The organism is Aurantiacibacter arachoides, from assembly GCF_009827335.1.
GTDB lineage: Bacteria > Pseudomonadota > Alphaproteobacteria > Sphingomonadales > Sphingomonadaceae > Alteraurantiacibacter > Alteraurantiacibacter arachoides.
Window position 1 is genome coordinate 710,016 of the sequence record NZ_WTYH01000001.1, and the last position, 19,572, is coordinate 729,587.

General features: G+C 66.9%; 19 protein-coding genes. 13 read left to right on the forward strand and 6 right to left on the reverse strand.

The genetic code is table 11. From position 1 onward, the window contains the following. Positions 1–57 precede the first annotated feature (57 nt). The 6 genes from GRI62_RS03540 (at position 58) to GRI62_RS03565 (ending at position 8,939) form a co-directional block, all read left to right on the forward strand. A complete protein-coding gene (locus GRI62_RS03540) occupies positions 58–1,434 on the forward strand; it encodes an MFS transporter (RefSeq protein ID WP_160731806.1) in 1,377 nt (458 codons plus the stop codon). Between the two features lie 16 nt (positions 1,435–1,450). Then, the gene (locus GRI62_RS03545) at positions 1,451–3,112 is read left to right on the forward strand and encodes a dihydroxy-acid dehydratase domain-containing protein (RefSeq protein WP_131452036.1); all 1,662 of its coding nucleotides are present in this window, start codon (positions 1,451–1,453) and stop codon (positions 3,110–3,112) included. Positions 3,113–3,188: 76 nt separating this feature from the next. After that, a complete protein-coding gene (gene ku / locus GRI62_RS03550; RefSeq protein ID WP_131452037.1) occupies positions 3,189–4,043 on the forward strand; it encodes a non-homologous end joining protein Ku in 855 nt (284 codons plus the stop codon). Between the two features lie 3 nt (positions 4,044–4,046). Further along, on the forward strand, positions 4,047–4,544 hold the full coding sequence (locus GRI62_RS03555) for an MgtC/SapB family protein (RefSeq protein WP_131452038.1): 498 nt from the start codon (positions 4,047–4,049) through the stop codon (positions 4,542–4,544). Next, positions 4,531–7,041 (forward strand): DNA ligase D, encoded by a 2,511-nt coding sequence (gene ligD / locus GRI62_RS03560; protein WP_131452039.1) that lies wholly within the window; start codon positions 4,531–4,533, stop codon positions 7,039–7,041. The genes GRI62_RS03555 and ligD overlap by 14 nt, the downstream gene beginning before the upstream one ends. Positions 7,042–7,277: 236 nt before the next feature. Then, the gene (locus GRI62_RS03565; protein ID WP_131452040.1) at positions 7,278–8,939 is read left to right on the forward strand and encodes a dipeptidyl-peptidase 3 family protein; all 1,662 of its coding nucleotides are present in this window, start codon (positions 7,278–7,280) and stop codon (positions 8,937–8,939) included. Here GRI62_RS03565 and GRI62_RS03570 read toward each other — a convergent pair. The 4 genes from GRI62_RS03570 to GRI62_RS03585 form a co-directional block, all read right to left on the reverse strand. Next, positions 8,921–9,469, reverse strand: a complete 549-nt coding sequence (locus GRI62_RS03570) for a DUF4199 domain-containing protein (protein WP_131452041.1) — start codon at positions 9,467–9,469, stop codon at positions 8,921–8,923. The two genes, GRI62_RS03565 and GRI62_RS03570, sit on opposite strands and share 19 nt — an antisense overlap. 91 nt (positions 9,470–9,560) lie before the next feature. Next, entirely contained in the window at positions 9,561–9,983 is a 423-nt protein-coding gene (locus GRI62_RS03575; protein WP_131452042.1) for a response regulator transcription factor, read from the reverse strand. A 2-nt stretch (positions 9,984–9,985) separates the two neighbouring features. Continuing rightward, on the reverse strand, positions 9,986–11,065 hold the full coding sequence (locus tag GRI62_RS03580; protein WP_131452043.1) for a branched-chain amino acid aminotransferase: 1,080 nt from the start codon (positions 11,063–11,065) through the stop codon (positions 9,986–9,988). A gap of 391 nt (positions 11,066–11,456) precedes the next feature. Continuing rightward, a complete protein-coding gene (locus GRI62_RS03585; RefSeq protein ID WP_131452044.1) occupies positions 11,457–12,032 on the reverse strand; it encodes a hypothetical protein in 576 nt (191 codons plus the stop codon). A 91-nt stretch (positions 12,033–12,123) separates the two neighbouring features. Here GRI62_RS03585 and GRI62_RS03590 point away from each other — a divergent pair, with 91 nt between their 5' ends. The 6 genes from GRI62_RS03590 (at position 12,124) to GRI62_RS03615 (ending at position 16,736) form a co-directional block, all read left to right on the forward strand. Next, on the forward strand, positions 12,124–12,894 hold the full coding sequence (locus GRI62_RS03590) for a TlyA family RNA methyltransferase (protein WP_234027510.1): 771 nt from the start codon (positions 12,124–12,126) through the stop codon (positions 12,892–12,894). A 106-nt stretch (positions 12,895–13,000) separates the two neighbouring features. Further along, the gene (locus tag GRI62_RS03595; RefSeq protein WP_131452046.1) at positions 13,001–13,552 is read left to right on the forward strand and encodes a TspO/MBR family protein; all 552 of its coding nucleotides are present in this window, start codon (positions 13,001–13,003) and stop codon (positions 13,550–13,552) included. A 29-nt stretch (positions 13,553–13,581) separates the two neighbouring features. Further along, the gene (locus tag GRI62_RS03600) at positions 13,582–13,845 is read left to right on the forward strand and encodes an accessory factor UbiK family protein (RefSeq protein WP_131452047.1); all 264 of its coding nucleotides are present in this window, start codon (positions 13,582–13,584) and stop codon (positions 13,843–13,845) included. Between the two features lie 26 nt (positions 13,846–13,871). Then, positions 13,872–14,471, forward strand: coding sequence for a DNA repair protein RecO (gene recO, locus GRI62_RS03605; RefSeq protein ID WP_131452048.1), 600 nt, complete (start codon positions 13,872–13,874; stop codon positions 14,469–14,471). A gap of 1 nt (position 14,472) precedes the next feature. Next, on the forward strand, positions 14,473–15,546 hold the full coding sequence (gene leuB / locus GRI62_RS03610) for a 3-isopropylmalate dehydrogenase (protein ID WP_131452049.1): 1,074 nt from the start codon (positions 14,473–14,475) through the stop codon (positions 15,544–15,546). Between the two features lie 47 nt (positions 15,547–15,593). Beyond that, on the forward strand, positions 15,594–16,736 hold the full coding sequence (locus GRI62_RS03615) for a glycosyltransferase family 2 protein (protein WP_131452050.1): 1,143 nt from the start codon (positions 15,594–15,596) through the stop codon (positions 16,734–16,736). Positions 16,737–16,759: 23 nt separating this feature from the next. Here GRI62_RS03615 and GRI62_RS03620 read toward each other — a convergent pair whose 3' ends face one another. After that, positions 16,760–16,975, reverse strand: coding sequence for a hypothetical protein (locus GRI62_RS03620; protein WP_199800083.1), 216 nt, complete (start codon positions 16,973–16,975; stop codon positions 16,760–16,762). Next, the gene (locus tag GRI62_RS03625; protein WP_131452051.1) at positions 16,972–18,246 is read right to left on the reverse strand and encodes a glycosyltransferase family 39 protein; all 1,275 of its coding nucleotides are present in this window, start codon (positions 18,244–18,246) and stop codon (positions 16,972–16,974) included. Before GRI62_RS03625 ends, GRI62_RS03620 begins: the two co-directional genes overlap by 4 nt. 77 nt (positions 18,247–18,323) lie before the next feature. Here GRI62_RS03625 and GRI62_RS03630 point away from each other — a divergent pair, with 77 nt between their 5' ends. Continuing rightward, positions 18,324–19,532, forward strand: coding sequence for a trans-sulfuration enzyme family protein (locus GRI62_RS03630; RefSeq protein ID WP_131452052.1), 1,209 nt, complete (start codon positions 18,324–18,326; stop codon positions 19,530–19,532). Positions 19,533–19,572: the final 40 nt, after the last annotated feature.

A 19,572-nucleotide genomic window follows, 5' to 3' on the forward strand; every position in this document is an offset into this window, starting at 1 on the left:
GCTGCCGACGCCGCGCCTGTGCAGGCCGGCAAATACGCTTTGGCGCGGGGAGACGCGATGACCACTCAGGTTGCAGGCACGCTGGACGTCGCCCGGTTCATTCAGGACCAGCCCTTCGGTCGCAGCCATGTCATCCTGCTTCTTCTGTGCAGCCTCGTCACCTTTTTCGACGGGCAGGATTTCACCGCGCTGCCCTATGCCCTGCCATACATTCGCGATGAGTGGGGGATCGGCGATTCCGCCACGGCCTGGGTCGCCGCGGCGGGCAATGCCGGGCAAATGGTCGGTTCGCTGTTCGGGGCCTACCTTGCCGACAGGGTCGGCCGCCGCCCGGTCATCATCGCCTGCACCTTTGGCAGCGCGATCCTGACGACGGCGGTCGGCTTTGCCACGTCGCCAGACATGATTACGGTGCTGCGCTTCGTGTCCGGTCTGGCCATCGGCGGACTGCTGGCGCCGGTCTGGTCCCTGAGCATCGAATCCATGCCGCGCTCGATGCGGGCGACATCGGTGACGATCATCATGCTCGGCTTCAGTTTCGGCGCCGCCTCCGCCGCGCCGATTGCCAACTGGATCGCCCCGGTGCTCGGCTGGCAGGGCATTTTCTGGGTATGCGGCGCAATGACGCTGGCCTTCGCCCTGATCCTGCTGCCGACCCTGCCCGAAAGCGCGCGCTGGCTGGTGGCAAAGGAGCAATCGCCCGAACGCATCCGCAAGGCCTTGGCGCGGTTCGACAGCGGGGAAGACCATGCCGCCGTGGATCGCTTTATCCTGGGAGACGAGCGCGCAACAACGAAAAGCGAAAACCCGCTGCGCAAGGGGCGGGAACTGTTCGTGGGCGCGCTGCTCTACGTCACCCCGCTGATCTGGCTCGCCTACTTTTTCTCCAGCATCGCGATCTACCTGAAGAACGCCTACGGCGTGTTGTTCATGGAGGCGCTGGGCCTGGCGCGCGCCGATGCCGCGTGGCTTTCGGGGGCGAGCGGGCTGGCGGGGGCGATCGGCGGCGTGGCCCTGCTCGCCTTTACCGAGAAGCGCGGCCCCGGCTGGATCGCCATCGCGCCCCTGCTCGGCATCCCCACCTCGCTGCTGGTCGGCTATGGCTATTTCGTCGGCGGGACGCCGCTGGCGGCGGCCCTGCTGTTCGGCGCGGTGTTCGTGGGCGCGGGCCATGCGGCGGTCATCTCCATCACCAGCATCTATTACCCCAGCGCGGTGCGCAGCTTTGGCGGCGGCTGGGCTAGCTTCATGGCCAAGTTCGGGGCAGTGGCAGCGCCCTTCATCGGTGCCTGGGCGGGGTTCCTGCAAGGCGAGGCGGGGGCGCGGCAGGGCTATGTCTTCACCGCCGCCTGCCTGCTGGGCATCGTCGTCTGCGTGCTGGTGCTCGCCCGTTTCACCCGCCGCCTGCCGCAGGGCGCGCCCGATACAGCCTGACAGGAGCCGTCTTTCCATGGTCACACTTCGCAGCAACGCCGCCAACACGCCCGGTCGCAGGGCCAACTGGCGCGCGCTCGGCCTCAGCATGGAGGACATGGAAAAGCCCAAGATCGCGGTGGTCAATTCGTCCAGCGAGCTGGCCATCTGCTACGCCCACCTCGACGGCATCGCGCAGATGGTGAAGGAGGAAATCCGCGCGGCGGGCGGCATGCCGTTCGAGGTGCGGACCTCGGCCCCGTCCGATTTCATCACCGGCGCGGCCAGGGCGGGCAGTTACATCCTCGCCGGGCGCGACATCATCGCCAACGATATAGAGGTGCAGGTCGAAGGCGCCCTGCTCGACGGCATGATATGTCTCACCAGTTGCGACAAGACCCCGCCCGGCCACCTGATGGCGGCGGCGCGTCTGAACATCCCGACCATTCTCGTCATCGGCGGCTACCAGCAGGCGGGGGAGATCGACGGCGAGCCCGTTGACGTCGAGGACGTGTGGTCGGGCCAGGTCGGCGCGCTGTTCGGCAAGGCGCCGAAATTCCCGATCCCGCAGATGGCCGAGAACGCCATCATGGGCCCGGGCGTCTGCGCCGGGATGGCGACCGCGAACACCATGCACTGCGTGGTGGAGGCGCTGGGCATGGCATTGCCGGGTCATGCGCCGGTGCGCGGCAACAGCCCCAAGATGCAGGCCAACGCGCGCGCTGCCGCGCGGCGCATCGTCGACATGGTGCACGAGGACCTGCGCCCCCGGCAGATCCTGACCGAGCCCGCCTTTCGCAACGCCGTGGCGACCGTGCTGGCCGTCAGCGGCAGCATAAACGCCATCAAGCACCTGCAGGCCACCGCGGTGGAGGCCGAGAACGGCGTCGACGTATTCGCGCTGTGGGAGGAGATGAGCGACGTGCCCGTGCTGTGCCCCGTGCGCCCCACCGGCGCGATCCGCATCGAGCAGTTCGAGGATGCGGGCGGCGCGCGGGCCGTGCTGCAACGCCTCTTACCGCGCATCGACGGCGAGGCGCTGACCGTGTCCGGCAAGACACTCGCCGAGAACCTCGCGGGCTACGAGATTGAGGAACCGGAAACCATCCAGCCGCTCGACGCGCCTTTCAGCGAAGGGCCGAGCATCGCCATCCTGAAAGGCACCCTCGCAGATAGCGCAGTCGTCCGCCTCGGCGTGCGCGACGGCAGCCGGCCCGAGGAGTTCACCGGCCCCGCCCGCGTGTTCGAGAGCACGGCGGACTGCATGGCGGCGATAAAGGACGGCGTGGTGCAAGCAGGCGACGTCGTCATCAGCCGGAACCAGGGCCTTGTCGGCGGGCCGGCCATGGGCGGCGGGGCAAGCCTCGTCCTCTTCGCACTCGACGCGGCGGGCCTTGCCATGACCACTGCTTTCGTCACCGACGGGCAGCTTTCGGGATTGTGCCTCAAGGGCCTGACCGTGGCCGAGGTCCATCCCGAGGCGGCGACCCCCGGTGCGCCGATCGGCCTGGTGCGCGACGGGGACATGGTGCGCATTTCCGTCGCAAGGCGCAGCCTCGACCTGGATGTTTCGGCAGAAGACCTGGCGCAGCGCACGGGCCCGGGCTTTCGCACCGAGGCGAACGGCTATCTGCGCACCTTTCGCGATACGGTCCGCCCCATGCCGACTGGCGGCGTGCTGATACCGGAAAGGCGTTGACGCTACTGCTCGGCGACCATTGCCCAGAAACCAACGGCGCGCTCGTTCGCTGTCTCCACAAGGAGGCACGAGGCACATGGCGGCAAGGGCATATTGGCAAGGTCAGATCAGGCTTGCGCTGGTCTCGATCCCGGTAGAGATTTTCACCGCGACCCAGTCGGGCGCGAAGATCAGCTTCAACCAGATCCACGAACCCAGCGGCAAGCGGATCGCCTACGAAAAGGTCGTGCCCGGCGTCGGCCCCGTCGACCGCGACGACATCATCAAGGGATACGAGATTTCCAAGGGCGAATACGTCCTTCTGGAGGACGAGGAAATCGAGGCCGTCAAGCTGGAGAGCAAGAAGACGCTGGAGCTCGTCCAGTTCGTCGACGCCGACGAGATCGATCCGCTGTATTACGAGAAACCCTATTACGTCGCACCGAAGGACGAACTGGCGGAAGAAGCCTTCGTCGTCCTGCGCGAGGCGTTGCGCAAATCGAAGAAGGTGGCCTTGGGCCAGCTGGCGGTGCGGGGGACCGAAAAGCTGGTTGCCATCAAGCCGTGCGGCAAGGGCCTGTTGCTGGAAACGCTGCGGTATGCGGACGAGGTGCGCAAGGGGCAGTCGTTCTTCGGCGCGATCGACGACGCCAAGCCGAAGAAGGAACTGCTGGACCTTGCCACCGCGCTGATCGACCAGCGCAGCGCGCCCTTCGATGCCAGCGAGTTCGAGGACCGTTATGTGGATGCGCTGCGCCGGCTGATCGACAAGAAGGCGAAGTCCAGAAGCAACAAGGCCATCATCGAGGACGCAGGCGAACCTGCGACCGGCGGCGGCAACGTGATCGACCTGATGGCGGCGTTGAAGAAGTCGGTCGGCAGCGACAAGAAGCCCGCTGCCAAGAGCAAGCCGGCAGCCAAGCCCGCGGGGCGCACCAAGAAGAGCGCCTGAGGGATGGAACTAAACGACCCGATCCTCGTCCACTGGCTCGACTGGGACCTGCTTGCCCGCCTGGGTATCGCCGCGATCATCGGGCTGTTGCTCGGGCTCGATCGCGAACTGCGCGGCCACGCGGCGGGGATGCGAACGCATGGGCTGCTCTGTTTCACCAGTGCGGCGATGACGGTGTCCATCATCGCGCTGTATTATGAGATGGATGCGGAAAGGGCCGACCCACTGCGGCTGTACGAGGCGGCGGGCGCTTTCGTCGGCATCATCGGCGCAGGGCTGATCGTGTTCAGCAAGGGGCAGGTGCACAACCTCACCACCGCGGCGCACCTGTGGCTGGCGGCGGTGATCGGCATTGCCTGCGGGGCGGGGCAATGGCCGCTGGTGGTGATCGGCACGATCATCAGCCTCGTCATGCTGAGCGGGCTGCGTCTGCTGGAACGCAAGGAACAGGGTCGCTTGCGCGGCATCCCTCACGAGGAGGCGGCCCATGGCCCGGACTGATCCGCTCGCCGAATACAATGCCAAGCGCGATTTCGGAAAGACGCCGGAGCCTGCCGGCAAGGCGGAAAGCAGCACCAGCGGCAATGCCTTCATCGTGCAGAAGCACGACGCCACCCGCCTGCACTGGGATCTCCGGCTGGAGGTCGACGGGGTGATGAAAAGCTGGGCGGTCACCAAGGGACCGTCCCCCGATCCCGATATCAAGCGCCTGGCCGTGCGGACCGAGGATCATCCGCTGTCCTACAACAGCTTCGAAGGCACCATTCCCAAGGGCGAATACGGCGGCGGCACGGTGATGTTGTGGGATCGCGGCACCTGGTCGCCCATCCCGGGCAAGAGCGCATCCGACATCGACGAGGGCCACCTGCATTTCTGCCTCCAGGGTGAGCGGATGCAGGGCGAGTGGCTGTTGATAAGGCTGAAGAAAAAGCCGGGAGAAAAGCGGGAAAACTGGCTGCTGCGCAAGTTGCAGGACAACCATGCCGAGGCTGGCGATGCCCTCGTCCAGCGCGAACTGACGAGCGTGCTGACGGGCCGCTCGATGGCCGAGATCGCGGCGGACAGGAAGGGCGAATTCTCCCTCGCGGGCAAGAAGGACGACGCTTTCCTCGCGCAGATGGCAAAGGCCAGCGCGCACACAAAAAGCAAGCGCAAGCCGGCGAAGAAGAACGCGCCGCTCCCCAGGTTCCGCAAGCCTCAACTCGCCACGCTGGTCGACGATGTTCCCACCGGCAACGGCTGGATGCACGAGATCAAGTTCGACGGTTACCGCGCGCTGGTGGCGGCACGGGGCGAAGAGGTGCGCGTCTATACCCGCAGCGGCAAGGACTGGACCGACAAGTTCGCCCCCTTGGCCAGATCCATCGCCGCGCTCGATCTGCCGAGCTGCCTGATCGACGGCGAGATCGTGGCCGTGGATGCGAAGGGCAATCCCGATTTCTCCACGCTGCAGGGGATGTTGAAACGCGGCCACGGAGAGCAGGGGGCGCACGACGCCTTGCAGTTGCACGCCTTTGACCTGCTCGAACTGGGCGGCGAGGATCTGGCCGACCTGACGAACATCGAAAGGAAGGAACGGCTCGACGCCCTGCTCGGCACGGCAGAGCCGCCGATTTTTGTCGCCGACCACGTGATCGGCGCAGGCGAGGCATTGTATCGGCAGATGTGCGATGCCGGGCAGGAAGGCATCATCTCCAAGACCGTCGACGGGCGCTATTCCGGGTCTCGCGCCAAGCGCTGGGTCAAGGTGAAATGCACCCGGCGGCAGGAATTCGTGGTGATCGGCTGGAAGGCTTCGACCACCAAGGCGCGGCCCTTCGCATCGCTGCTGATGGCTCAGCACGAGGGCGGGAAGCTGGTCTACAAGGGTAACGTCGGCACCGGCTTTTCCGGCAAGGATCTGGACGATCTTGCCGGCAGGCTGGCGAGGTTGGAGCGCAAGACGCCCCCTGCCGAAGTCGACCGGGTGAGCGCGCGTGGGGTGACCTGGGTCACGCCAAAGCTGGTTGCCGAAGTCGCCTTTGCCGAATTCACCGCCGACGGCAACATCCGCCACGGCAGCTTCCTGGGCCTGCGCGGCGACAAGAAGGCCGATGCCGTCACGCCCGAAAAGGCCGCCCCCGCCCCCGCAGAACCGGCAGCGGTCGCCATTTCCAGCCGCGAGCGGGTGATCTTTCCCGACAGCGGCCAGACCAAGGGCGAACTTGCCGATTATTACGCCGCCATCGCGCCGATCATGCTGCCCTTCGCGGCCCGTCGCCCGATCAGCCTGGTGCGCTGTCCGCAGGGCCGGGGGAAGAAATGCTTTTTCCAGAAGCACGACAGCGGCGCCCTGGGCGATGCCGTCCACAAGGTGCCGATCCGCGAAAAGGACGGGGGCAGCGAGGATTACCTGTGGATCGAGGACGTGCGCGGCCTGCTGCAATGCGTGCAGATGGGCACGATCGAGTTCCACGGCTGGGCTTCGCGCAGTTCCGCCGTCGAGGCGCCCGATCGCATGATCTTCGACCTCGACCCGGACGAGGGGCTGGACTTCGCCGACGTCAAGAGCGCCGCCACCCACATCCGCGACCGGTTGGCCGACCTTGGCCTCGTCAGCTTTGCCATGCTTTCGGGCGGCAAGGGCGTGCACGTGGTGGTGCCGCTGTCGACCGGTCACGACTGGGAGGTGCACAAGGATTTCGCCCGCCGCTTTGCCGAGGCGTTGAGCCTGGCCGAGCCCGATCGCTTCGTGGCGACGATGAGCAAGGCCAAGCGCAAGGGCAAGATCTTCATCGACTGGCTGCGCAATCAGCGCGGCAGCACCGCGGTCCTCCCCTATTCCGCCCGCGCCCGCAGCGGTGCCCCGGTCGCCGTGCCGATCGCCTGGGGGGAATTGAAAGCCATGAAGGATGCCCACCCTTACAGCATCGACGACGCCAAGCGCCTCATCGACCGTGCCACCAGCCGGACGCTGGCGGGCTGGGGATTTGCCGAACAGGACCTGCCTGCGGTTTGAATCGGCAGGCGGCAGGGGGCGGGGCGCAGTTCGTCCGCTAATCGCTCGGTGCAGTCCAGGCGCGCGCGGTAATCGAGACGCTGCACGCCCTGTTCTGCGCCAAAGGGGATTTGACGCCCGCGACAACCTAGCATTCGCGAACGATGACCCGATCGAGCGATGCGCGGTACGTGACACGTGGCGGGTGGTGGGCTAGATCGTTTCGCCAGAACCCATCCTGCATCAAGGACTTGCCCATGCGCCGCGCTCTTATCGCCCTCAGTCTTGCCACTGCGCCCTTGGCTATCGCCGCCTGCACGACGATGGACGCCAGTACGGCGGCACCCGATGCCTACGACATGGCCGCCAGCCGGGCCAGCATTGCCGACGTGCGGATGGCGCCCGACACCAGCTATCTCAACGCGGAGGAGCGGCAGGTCGTCAACCTGCTGATCGAGGCCTCGGGCTTCATGGACGAGATCTACCTGCGCCAACGCGGCGCGAACCTGCCCGCCATGCGCGACGAACTCGCCCGCAGCGGACAGAGCGACCTGCTCGACATGTTCGATCGCAATTTCGGCCCTTGGGACAGCATTGCCGAAAACCACCCGTTCTACGGCACGCAGGAATGGCCGGAGGGGGCGGGCTTCTATCCCGAAGACCTGACGCGCGCGGAATTCGACGCCTGGCTCGCCGCGCATCCCGACCAGCGCGAGGCGCTGATGAGCCCCTATACCGTGGTGAAGCGGGACGGGCGGGGCGGCTTTGTTGCCGTGCCCTACAGCGTGGAATACCGCGCCCAGCTGGAACCCGCCGCCGCGCTGCTGCGCCGCGCCGCCGGGATCACCACCAACCCCAGCCTCAAGCGCTTTCTCAACCTGCGCGCCGACAGCTTCCTCAGCGACGATTATTTCGAAAGCGAGATGGCGTGGATGGACCTGGAAGGCACGCCCATCGAGGTCGCCATCGGCCCCTACGAGGTCTACACCGACCGCCTTTACGGCACCAAGACCGCGTTCGAGAGCTTCGTGACCCTGCGCAACCCGGAAGAGAGCGCCGCGCTCGACCGTTATGTCGGCTACCTGCGTGACATGGAGGGCAACCTGCCGATCGACGCGCAGTATCACAACTTCGCCCGCGGCTTCGAAAGCCCCATCGCGGTGGCGGACCAGATCCACGGCGGCGGCGACAACGTTCCGGGCGTGCAGACCATCGCCTTCAACCTGCCCAACGACGAGCGCGTGCGCGAGGCTAAGGGCGCAAAGAAGGTGATCCTTTCGAACGTGCTGGGCGCAAAGTTCGACCGCATCCTCGACCCCATCGCCGACGTGGTGCTGGCCCCCGAGCAGGCGAACCTCGTCAGCCGTCGCTACATGCAGCTGTTCACGCTGTTCCACGAACTCAGCCACTCGCTCGGCCCGGGCACCATCATGCTCAACGGCCGCGAGACCACGGTGAACGCCGAACTGCGCGAGCAGTACAGCGCGCTGGAGGAGAGCAAGGCCGACGTCATGGGCGTCTACAACCTGCTCTACATGATGGAACGCGGCGAGCTGCCGATGGCGGAAAAGAGCGAGCTGTTGCAGACCTATTTCGCCGGCCTGTTCCGCTCGATGCGCTTCGGCATCGAGGAGGCGCACGGCAAGGGCGCGGCGGCGCAGTACGGCTTCCTGCTGGAACGCGGCGCCTTCGCCTGGGATGAGCGGGCAGGCCACTTCGTGGTGGACGAGGCGCGGCTGGAAAGCGGGCTTACCGAACTGCTTCGCACCGAACTGATGCTGCAGGCGCGCGGCGATTACCAGGGCACCATCGCCTTCTTCAATCGCTACGCCAGGCTGGACGATCACGCGCGCCGCGTGATCGCGGAGATGGAGGACATCCCGGTGGACATTCGCCCGATCTATCCCGACCGGGTGTAGCGGGCGCTCACCGCGGGCATGAAGCGCGGATTGCGCAGCAGCGCCGCGCTGACCAGCGAGACGATGATGACGACCGGGCTGATCTCCATCAACGTGATCGCCATGCGGTAGAGCGGACTGGCGTAGCTTTCGGCAAAGCTCGCCATTTCGCGTTCCATCGCGGCGATGGCTTGTGCCGAGGCGCCGTCCGCGCGCATGGCGTCTTCCTGAATGGCAGTGTATTGCGCCATGAAGGTGTAGTCGGTCATGTACATGTAGACCTCCCAGCCCACGACGTAGAACACCGACGCGACCATCGCGATGCCGAGGCCGAGGCGAAGGGCTGGCCAGAACCGGATGACACCGCCGAGTTCGTTGTCGCGGTAGCGTTTGGCCCCCACGAACACGAAAGAGAGCGCAGCGAACATCGTGGTGAAGCCCAGCAGCGCGCCGTAGGGCCCAGCATGCGCGGTCAGCAGGAACGTGGTGTAGAACAGCGCAACCAGGACGAGTCCTGCGATCGTGCCGTAGGTCAGGATGGTGCGGGTCATGGTCGATACTCCCTGTCGTGGCGTATCATGTCTGCCGATTCCCGCGAGACACTATCGCCCAAACGGGTGACTGGGTGGGTCTCGCCCGAATCTACGGCAACAGGCGCAGGTCGCGCGCGCGGGCGATGGCCTCGGTGCGGTTGGCCGCGCCCAGTTTCTCGAACAGGCGCGCGACATGGGTCTTCACGGTGTTGGGACTGATGCCGAGGTCGCGGGCGATGACCTTGTTGGCCTTGCCCTGCGCCAGCTCGTCAAGCACCTCGACCTCGCGTGGCGAAATGCCGAGGCTGGCGAGTGCGCGCTGGTTGCGGGCAAAGGGCAGCGCGGCGGTTCGCGGGGTAAGGCGGTTGCCCAGCCACAGGCCCAACCCGGCGAACACCAGCGCAACGACGACGAGGTAGAACTGCGTCGACCAGTCGCGCGTGACGTGGCGCCAGTCGAGCCAAGCGAGGAGCAGGGCGGCGAGCGCGGTAAGCGCACCGTAGGCAAGCGCGGGGCGGAGCGTCCCGCGCATCGTCAGTCCAGCCGGGTAACCCAGCCGTGGGTATCCTCGACGGTGCCGCGCTGGATGCCGACCAGCTTGTCACGCAAGGTCTGCGTCAACTGGCCGGGGCCGCCGCTGCCGATGGTGAACGCGCCGTCGTGGCCCGCCACCGTGCCTACCGCCGTCACCACCGCCGCGGTGCCGCAGGCAAAGGTCTCGACCAGCTTGCCGCTGCCGGCGTCCTCGCGCCACTGGTCGAGGCTGTACATCTCTTCGCGCACCGTCAGCCCCTGCTCGCGGGCGAGGGTGATGATGCTGTTGCGCGTGATGCCGGGCAGGATCGTGCCGCGCAGGGGCGGGGTCAGGATGGTGCCGTCGTCGAACACGAAGAACAGGTTCATGCCGCCCAGTTCCTCGATCCACTTGCGTTCGGCCGCGTCGAGAAAGACGGTCTGGTCGTGCCCGCGCGCAAAGGCCTCTCCGGTGGGGACGAGGCTGGCGGCGTAGTTGCCGCCGCACTTGGCAGCGCCGGTGCCGCCGGGCGCGGCGCGGGAGTAGTCGCTGATCCAGACGCTGACGGCAGGCGCGCCGGACTTGAAATAGTTGCCCGCCGGGCTGAGGATCACGAGGAACTTGTACCGCGTCGCCGGCCGCACCCCGAGGAACGCCTCGTTGGCGAACATGAAGGGCCGCACGTAGAGCGAGCCGCCGTCCACCGCCGGAAACCAGTCGCGGTCGGCCAGCACGGCTTGCCGCACGGCCTCGACGAACACGTCCTCGGGCAGGTGCGGCATGGCCAGTCGCTCGGCAGAGCGGTTGAAACGCGACGCGTTGGCGTCGGGCCGGAACAGCGCCATCGTACCGTCAGACAGCTTGTAAGCCTTCAGCCCCTCGAAGATTTCCTGCGCGTAGTGCAGCACGGACGCTGCCGGATCGAGCTCGATCGACACGCGCGGGCCGAGCGTCGGGCTGTGCCAGCCGCCCTTTTCGGCATCGTAGTCGATCGAGACCATGTGATCGGTGAAGACCTTGCCGAAACCGGGATCGGCAATCGCCTGGTCGCGCGTGGCGCCGGGGACGGGGGCGGGATGGGGGATGCGGGTGAAATCCATCATCCGCGATTATCGGCAGAGGGTAGCAGTGGCAAGACTTGGCAGACGACACAAATGAGAAGGGCGGCCCCGCCTCAGCAGGAACCGCCCTCCGCATGGTCAGCGGCCGTGTCGACCGCCCACGTAGCCTTACTCGGCGAAAGAAAGAATTACCGAATATGCTCCGCGTGGATCGTCACCGACCTCCGTGCTGAACCATGAGACATCGGATCACCTCCTTTCGCGCTGTAAAGCCAAGGGCCGCCATTTCACCGGGGCCCAAGACCGCCGATCATCGCCGGTCTCGTGCCAATATGTGAGTCAAAGGCGAGGCTAAAACAAGCCTTGTATTTCGATTATTCACTGTCAGTATCGATCGTTGCGGCTGGCGCCTTTCGCGCCCGGAACGCCCTCAGCCCCGGCAGTCTTCCACCACCCGCGAAATCTCCGGGTAGGCCGGCACGTACAGCGTGCTGGTGCCGGGTACCTCCAGCGCAAAGCGACCCTTGGTAAAGGCCATCGCGTCCAGCAGGGCATCGCTGGCGGAAAGTTGCGCGGCGATCATCGGCGCAGCGCCCGCCATGGTTCCCGCGGTCGTCAGCGCCCGGTCCTGCGTTTCGGTGCGGATCGTCATGGTGACCTGCCCGGTGGCGGAACCGGCGCGGGCGATCGTCACCCGGCGCGTGGCCCGGTCGCACCCGATCGTCAGCCGCGGGCCCTGGCTGGCCTCGCCAAACAGCGCCTGCGTGGCGGTGCCCGCGGAGCGATAGGTCCAGTCACCGGGCGTGGCGGGATAGTCCATCCAGTTGTCGTAACTGGGCGTGACGACATTGGTCGGCGCGGCGCTCGGCTGTGCCACGGGCGTGGGCGAGGGGGTCGGCACCGGCGTCGGCTCTGGCGAGGGCGGGATACAGGCGGCAAGCGCCAGCGTGCCGAGCAGGGCGATGGCGGAGACGGTCCGCTGGATCTTGGGGGAACGCTGGATCATGGGGGTCGGGCTACCTCGGGAAACGAAATCGGTCATGCCATCAGCAACAAGCCACTGGCACGCGGGGTTCCGCATCCCTATCGCCAAGGCCATGACGCAGGACAAGCCCAAGAAGGTCAGGATCGACCAGTTGCTCGTGGAGCGCGGCGAAGCGGAGAGTCGCACGCGTGCGCAGGCCCTGGTGATGGCGGGCCTCGTTTTCGCCGGTCCGCCGAACCGGCTGGAACGGATGGGCAAGTCGGGCCAGCAGGTGCTCGCCGATTGCACCATCGAGGTGCGCGGGCGCGATCATCCCTGGGTGGGGCGGGGCGGCATGAAGCTGGACCACGCCATCCGCGAATTCGGGCTCGATGCGCGCGGCGCCGTGGCGATGGACATCGGCAGTTCCACCGGCGGCTTTACCGAGGTCATGCTGCATCACGGCGCGGCGCGGGTCTTTGCCGTGGATGTTGGCACCAACCAGCTGGCCTGGAAGCTGCGCCAGGATCCGCGCGTGACCGTTCTGGAACAGACCAACGCCCGCGCGCTCACACCCATGATGATCGACCGCGATTGCGACTGGGTGGTGTGCGATGCCAGCTTCATCGGGCTGGCCAAGGTGCTGGAGGTGCCGCTTGCCCTGGCGGCGGGCGATGCGCGGCTTGTGGCGCTGATCAAGCCGCAGTTCGAAGTGGCAAAGGGCGAGGTCGGCAAGGGCGGCATCGTGCGCGACCCGGCCCTGCACACCCGCGTGTGCGACGAGGTAACCGCCTGGCTGGAGGATAGCGGCTGGCGCGTTGCCGGCCTGATCGAGAGCCCCATCACCGGCACCGAAGGCAATGTGGAATTCCTCGTCCACGCCCTGCGCGGCAATCCGGGCTGACGCGTCCTCTGCCCCGCAAGCGGACACCGCCTTCGAGCCCGCTTGCCACTCGCCCGTGCCCCCGGCACAGTCGGTGCGCGGTCGAATCGTGCCGTTCGGAGTATCCATGAACCGTCTCGCCTCGCCATCCCAGCTCCGCGCCAGCCTGCTGCGCTGGGCCCTGTTCCTCGTTCCGCTGGTGTTGCTGCTGGGGTTCCTTGCCGGTCAGCTTGGCGGCGACGCGTCGAGCGCGTGGTTCCAGTCGCTGGAAAAGCCGGCCATCTTCCCGCCACCCGCCACCTTTGGCATCGTGTGGAGCGTACTCTACGCCATGATGGGCCTTGCCCTCGCGATCGTCTGTGCCGCCTGGGGCTCACGCGCGCGCGGCTGGGCGATCGGGTTCTTCGTTGCGCAGCTTGCCGTCAATCTCACCTGGTCGCCGGTGTTCTTCGGCCAGCACCAGATCGCGGCGGCATTCTACATCATCGTGGCGATGATCGTGCTGGCCGCGATCACCACGGTGCTGTTCTTCCGCGTGCGCAAGTGGGCGGGCGTGCTGATGCTGCCCTATCTTGCCTGGATCGTCTTTGCCGCGGTGCTGAACTGGCAGTTCCTGCAACTGAACCCTTCGGCCGATGCGACGGGAGAGACCGGCGCGGTGCAAAGTTTCGAGTTGTGAAAGGCGCCGGCAATCGCCAGATAGCCACCATGCAAAGCGAAAATCCCCTCGTCTCCGACTTCATCAAGCTCGCCAACTCTGCCGCGGGAACGCTCGCGGGCATGGGGCGCGAAGCGCGTGACGGGGCGCGTGAACGGATGAAGGAGGCCCTGGGCGGTCTCGATTTCGTCAGTCGCGAGGAATTCGACGCGGTAAAGGACATGGCGGGCCGGGCGCGCGAAAAGGTCGACGTCCTCGAAGCGAGGTTGACCGTTCTCGAGGCAAAGCTCGCCGGCTCGTCCACCGCCCCCTGATCCTGCCGTAGCGCGGCGCTGCAACGATGCACGTTCGCGCTCCAGCCCTGCTGCTTGCTGCCCGCCAACATGGGGAGACGGCGGTCGTCGCGCGGTTCCTGACCAGTGAATACGGCCTGGTGGCCGGCTACGTCGCAGGCGGGCGCGGCCGGGTGCTGCGCCCGGTGATGATCCCCGGCAACGCGGTGGATCTGCAACTGTCGGCCCGGTCCGACAGCCAGTTGCCTTTCGTCAGGGTGGAACTCGTCGCCAGCCGCGGCCCGTGGTTGGGCGAACCGCTGGCCGCCGCCGCGATCGGATGGGTCTGCGCGCTTTCCGCCACGGCCCTTCCCGAACGCCAGCCCTATCCCTCGCTCTACGATGCGCTGTCCGGCACGCTGGAGGCGATCTGCCATGCGCCGAGTGCGCGCGGGTGGGCCAGTGCATTGGTGGGCTACGAGGCGCTGCTGCTGCGCGAGCTTGGTTACGGCGGGGCCGGTGGGCGGCCGCAGGGCGACCTCTTGCAGGTGCTGGAGGCGATGGATGCGCTTGGGCCCCCGCTCGATCACTACCTGCTTGCCGACCGGCGCGGCGATGTTATGGCCGCGCGCATTCGGTTGAGGGACTTGCTGGGACGGATCGCCTGACATGAAGATCGCGCTTTTCGCCGGGGACGGCATCGGACCGGAAATCATGGCCGAGGCGCGGGCCGTGCTGGCCGCGCTCGACCTGCCCGGGCTCGTGGTCTTCGAGGGCGATGTCGGCGGCGCGGCCTATCGCCGGCACGGCCACCCGTTGCCGCAGGAAACGCTCGCCATGGCCCGCGCGGCCGACGGCGTGCTGTTCGGCGCGGTAGGCGATCCCGCGTGCGACGGCCTGGAACGGCACCTGCGGCCCGAGCAGGCGATCCTCGGCCTGCGTTCGGCGCTCGGCCTGTTCGCCAACCTGCGCCCCGCCAGGATGTTTAAAGGCCTTGAAAGCCTCTCTGCGCTTCGTCCTGAAATCGCGGGCGAAATAGATCTGCTGATCGTGCGCGAACTGAACGGCGACGTCTATTTCGGCGAAAAGGCGCAGCGCACGCTGGACGACGGGCGGCGGCAGGGGTTCGATTTCATGTCCTATGCCGAGGACGAGGTGCGCCGCATCGCCCACGTCGCCTTTCGCGCCGCCCAAGGTAGAGCGAGGGGGGGACGGTCGGGCAGGCTGTGCAGCGTCGACAAGGCGAACGTCCTCGAAACCAGCCAGTTATGGCGGGACGTCGTCATCGAGACCCACGCCGACTACCCGGACGTCACACTCAGCCACATGTATGTCGACAATGCCGCCATGCAGCTGGTGCGCGATCCGGGCCAGTTCGACGTGGTGGTGACCGGCAACCTGTTCGGCGACATCCTGTCCGACCAGGCGAGCATGTGCGTCGGCTCCATCGGCCTGCTCGCCAGCGCGGCACTGGGGGAGCGGCAGACCGCCTTCGGCACCTTCGGCCTTTACGAACCCATTCACGGCAGCGCGCCCGACATCGCCGGGCAGGGTAGCGCCAATCCCATGGCCATGATCCTCAGCCTGGCCATGATGCTGCGCCATTCGCTGGGCCGGGAGGAGGATGCCGCCCGCGTGGAGCGCGCCGTTTCGCAGACGCTGGCCGATGGCGTACGCGGCGATGATCTTGGCGGCACCGCGGGCACGCGCGAAATCGGCGATGCGGTGCTGGCGCGGCTTTGATCGCTCACGTAAACCACATGGTTAACATTTCGCGCTAACCCGCGGGCATGGACATGAGCCACACCGAACTTTCCGCCGCCGCCGATGCCGCCACCCGCGAGCTCGAACTCGCCGTCGTCCTCCCGACGCTCAACGAGCGCGCCAACATCGCGCCGATGGTGGCGCGGCTGGAAGCGGCGCTGGGGCCCACCGGCTGGGAAGCGGTCTTCGTCGACGACAATTCGCACGACGGCACCGCCGAGGAAGCGCGCCGGATCGGCCGCACCGACCCGCGCATTCGCGTGATCCAGCGCATCGGCCGCCGTGGCCTCGCCAGCGCTGCGATCGAGGGCATGTGCGCCACCGCCGCGCCGTTCGTCGCGGTGATGGATGCCGACCACCAGCACGACCCCGCGCTGCTGGGCGACATGCTCGCCGCGGTGAAATCGGGCGACTACGAACTCGCCTATGCCAGTCGCTTTGCCGTGGGCGGCAATGCCGACGGCCTGTCCAGCAAGGGCCGCGAGCAGGGCAGCCGCGTGGCCAATGCTCTCGCCCGCAAGCTGACCGGCACCGAACTGACCGACGCCATGAGCGGCTTCTTCCTGCTGCGGACCGAGCAGCTGCGGCAACAGGCCGTCAACCTTTCGGGCATAGGCTTCAAGATCATGCTCGACATCCTCGCTACCGCCGAGCCGCGCCTCAGAGTGAAGGAATTCCCGTTGAAATTCGCCGAACGCCTCGCCGGGGAAAGCAAGCTCGACCACGGGGTGGTCCTCGATTTCGTCGCCGGTCTGGCGGAGCGCTATTTCGGCCGCTGGGTGCCCACGCGCTTCGTATTGTTCGGCCTCGTCGGCGGGCTTGGCGTCCTCGTCCACATGGCCGTGCTCGCCAGCATCTACTGGCCCGAGAGCATCGGCTTCGGGTGGGCGCAGGCGATTGCCACCATGGTGGCGATGACCTTCAACTTCTGGCTGAACAACCTGCTGACCTACCGCGACAAGAAGCTGACGGGAGCGGACGGGTTCTTCTGGGGCTGGCTGAAGTTCTGCGGGGCCTGCTCGGTCGGGGCGTTCGCAAACGTCGCCGTGGCGACCGTGCTGAACGATCAGGGCGTGACGTGGTGGCTGGCGGCGCTGGTGGGAGTGGTGATCGCCAGCGTGTGGAATTACGCGCTGTCAAGCAAGTTCGTGTGGGGGCGGTTTCGGTAGGGCCGTCATCGGCCCCCCTCCGCTCATCCTGAGCTTGTCGAAGGATGCCGGACAAAGTTCGGCTCGCCCTGACGGTTGCGCGCCAGACGACTGATCTCATCCCAATCGCCAGCGATCAAAGCTTCTTTCTTCGCCCTGCTCCAGCCCTTTATGCGCCGCTCGGCGGCAAATGCCTCGTCGCGGGTCGACAGGCTCAGGATGAGCGGAGGGAGCCGCTTGGTTCGGCGTGGCTGGGTCACCGCCACCCCGCCGTCCACGCCCACATCAGGAACGACTGGTCGTTCTCCAGCGGCGCGGCAGTGAGGATCGGGAACCAGTAGGCGAAAAATCCCAGCGCCCCCAGCGTGAGCGCCCAGGGCACCAGCCGCTCGCCGCGCTGCCACAGCCGCTCCACCGCCAGCGCCAGCGCGCCGGAGACGAACATGCCGGCGAGGAAATAATGGAAGTAGAACTGCACCGCCTTGGGCGCGACGACCCACAGCAGCAGGCTTGCGGCGTAGAGCACGACCAGCGCCAGCAGATCCTTGCGTCGCTCCCGCCAGCCCGCCCATGCGCACCAGCCCATCGCGATCAGCCCGAACCACATGGTCACCGGGTTGCCGATCAGCATCACCCCGCGCTGGGCGCCGTCGATGGGCTCGTAAAGATACCAGATGGCCCTTTGGTTCGCGACCCATTGCCACCAGTTGCTCTGGTAGGGATGCGGCTCGGGCACCTGGGTCTGCAGCGCCAGCATCTCGCGGTGGAGCGAGATAAGGCCATCCACATCGGTCACCGGCAGGTCCCAGTTGAGGAAGGGCCAGAACGTCAGGGCATAGGTCAGCAGCGGCACCAGGCCCAGCCACAGGCCCGCCTCCCACAAAGGCATCCCCGCCACCGGCCAGCCGCGCCGCGACGCCCACAGGCGCCGCCGGCCAGCCGCCAAACGTCCGAAAAAGAAAACGAGGCCCGGCAGCACCGCGATGGGAATGGCGTTCCATTTGCTCGCCATCGCGCAGCCCAGGGCCACGCCGCAGATGGCCAGCCGCCAGCGCCCGGTCTCGTTCTCGCGCACGGCGCCGGCGAACATCCACAGCGCCACCATCACGAAGGCAACCATGAACACGTCGAGCATGGCGATGCGGGCGTGGACGAACAGCAGGAAGTTGGCGCCGACGAACAGGCCGGTCAGCAGGCTGGCGGCCCGCGTGCAGCTGGAAAACCACGCCGCGCGCATGGCGGCGAACAGCGCCAGGGTGCCGAAAATCACGCTCATGAAGCGCCAGCCCAGCGGTCCGTCGCCCAGCACCGTCATCCCGAGGGCAATGATCTGCTTGGCCAGCGGCGGATGCTCCAGGTTGGTCGCCAGCCCCAGGTCCAGCACCGCGCGCGCGGCGGGCAGGTAATGCACCTCGTCGAAGAACGGGGTGGAGGGCACGGTCAGGCGCACGCAGGCGAGCGCGAAGAACGCTGCCGCTACGACCAGGTTGAGGGCAAACGGATCGCGGGGATGCTCGGGCGGCAGGCTCATGCAGGGGCAGCGTTATCGGTGCGGGCGGCCAAGGGCAATTGGCAAACGCGCCCCGTCCCCGTAGCAGCGGGCGCACGATGAAAAAGACCACCGGCACCGATCCCGAGATTACCCGCACCTGGCGCCCCGCCACCCAGGCCGTGCGCGCGGGCACCCACCGCTCCGAACACGGCGAGACGAGCGAGGCGCTCTACCTGACGAGCGGCTTCACCTACGACAGCGCCGAGGAAGTCGCCGCGCGGTTCGCCGGCGAGGCGAGCGGAATGCAGTATTCGCGCTTCAAGAACCCCACGGTGGAGATGCTGCAACAGCGCATCGCCGCGATGGAGGGGGCCGAGGCGTGCCTGGTGCAGGCGAGCGGCATGGCGGCGATGACGAGCGCGCTGCTGGCCATGCTGAGCGCGGGCGATCACGTGGTGGCGGGCCGCGCCGCCTTCGGCTCGTGCCGCTGGATCCTCGACAATGTGCTCAATCGCTTCGGCATTACCCACACCGCCATCGACGGGACGGACAATGCCGCGTGGGAGGCCGCGATCCGGTCCGAGACCAAGGCGTTCTTCTTCGAGACCCCGGCCAACCCGACGATGGATCTCGTCGATCTGGAATTCGTCTGCGGCCTTGCCCGCAACCGCGGCATCACCACGGTGGTCGACAACGCCTTCGCCACGCCGGTCCTGCAACGCCCGATGGATTTCGGCGCGGACGTGGTTGCCTATTCGGCCACCAAGCTGATGGACGGGCAGGGCCGGGTGATGGCGGGCGCGGTCTGCGCCAGCCAACAGTGGATCGAGGAAGTGCTCAGTCCCTTCCAGCGCAACACCGGGCCCATCTGCGCGCCGTTCAATGCCTGGGTGGTGATGAAGGGGCTGGAGACGCTGCCCCTGCGCGCGCCCGCCCAAAGCGCCGCCGCCTTGCAGGTGGCCCGCTTCCTGGAAGAGCGGGGCTTGCGCGTCCTCCACCCCGGCCTGCCGAGCCATCCGCAGCACGACCTGTGCCAGCGGCAGATGAGCGCAGCGGGGCCGATCTTCGCCTTCTTCGCGCCGGGAGGTCAGAGCCAGGCCATGGCGCTATGCAACGCGCTGGAGTTGATCGACATTTCCAACAACATCGGCGATTCCAAGTCGCTGCTGTGCCACCCGGCCAGCACCACGCATTACAACATGGGTGCACAAGGCCGCGCCGAGGCGGGGATCGAAGACGGGATGCTGCGGCTGAACGTCGGGCTGGAGGATCCGCGCGACCTGATCGACGATCTGGACCGGGCGCTGGGCAGAATCGGGCTCTAGCCGCGCCCGCTTGCCTATCGTCATGTTTGCGCTAGACTTC

Coding starts and splice junctions, on each gene's coding strand:
- GRI62_RS03630 (WP_131452052.1), top strand. CDS start 18,324: ATGAAAAAGACCACCGGCACCGATCCCGAGATTACCCGCACCTGGCGC.
- recO (WP_131452048.1), top strand. CDS start 13,872: ATGCACGTTCGCGCTCCAGCCCTGCTGCTTGCTGCCCGCCAACATGGG.
- ligD (WP_131452039.1), top strand. CDS start 4,531: ATGGCCCGGACTGATCCGCTCGCCGAATACAATGCCAAGCGCGATTTC.
- GRI62_RS03615 (WP_131452050.1), top strand. CDS start 15,594: ATGGACATGAGCCACACCGAACTTTCCGCCGCCGCCGATGCCGCCACC.
- GRI62_RS03600 (WP_131452047.1), top strand. CDS start 13,582: ATGCAAAGCGAAAATCCCCTCGTCTCCGACTTCATCAAGCTCGCCAAC.
- GRI62_RS03575 (WP_131452042.1), bottom strand. CDS start 9,983: ATGCGCGGGACGCTCCGCCCCGCGCTTGCCTACGGTGCGCTTACCGCG.
- GRI62_RS03595 (WP_131452046.1), top strand. CDS start 13,001: ATGAACCGTCTCGCCTCGCCATCCCAGCTCCGCGCCAGCCTGCTGCGC.
- GRI62_RS03555 (WP_131452038.1), top strand. CDS start 4,047: ATGGAACTAAACGACCCGATCCTCGTCCACTGGCTCGACTGGGACCTG.
- GRI62_RS03565 (WP_131452040.1), top strand. CDS start 7,278: ATGCGCCGCGCTCTTATCGCCCTCAGTCTTGCCACTGCGCCCTTGGCT.
- GRI62_RS03590 (WP_234027510.1), top strand. CDS start 12,124: ATGACGCAGGACAAGCCCAAGAAGGTCAGGATCGACCAGTTGCTCGTG.
- GRI62_RS03625 (WP_131452051.1), bottom strand. CDS start 18,246: ATGAGCCTGCCGCCCGAGCATCCCCGCGATCCGTTTGCCCTCAACCTG.
- GRI62_RS03540 (WP_160731806.1), top strand. CDS start 58: ATGACCACTCAGGTTGCAGGCACGCTGGACGTCGCCCGGTTCATTCAG.
- leuB (WP_131452049.1), top strand. CDS start 14,473: ATGAAGATCGCGCTTTTCGCCGGGGACGGCATCGGACCGGAAATCATG.
- GRI62_RS03580 (WP_131452043.1), bottom strand. CDS start 11,065: ATGGATTTCACCCGCATCCCCCATCCCGCCCCCGTCCCCGGCGCCACG.
- GRI62_RS03570 (WP_131452041.1), bottom strand. CDS start 9,469: ATGACCCGCACCATCCTGACCTACGGCACGATCGCAGGACTCGTCCTG.
- GRI62_RS03545 (WP_131452036.1), top strand. CDS start 1,451: ATGGTCACACTTCGCAGCAACGCCGCCAACACGCCCGGTCGCAGGGCC.
- ku (WP_131452037.1), top strand. CDS start 3,189: ATGGCGGCAAGGGCATATTGGCAAGGTCAGATCAGGCTTGCGCTGGTC.
- GRI62_RS03585 (WP_131452044.1), bottom strand. CDS start 12,032: ATGATCCAGCGTTCCCCCAAGATCCAGCGGACCGTCTCCGCCATCGCC.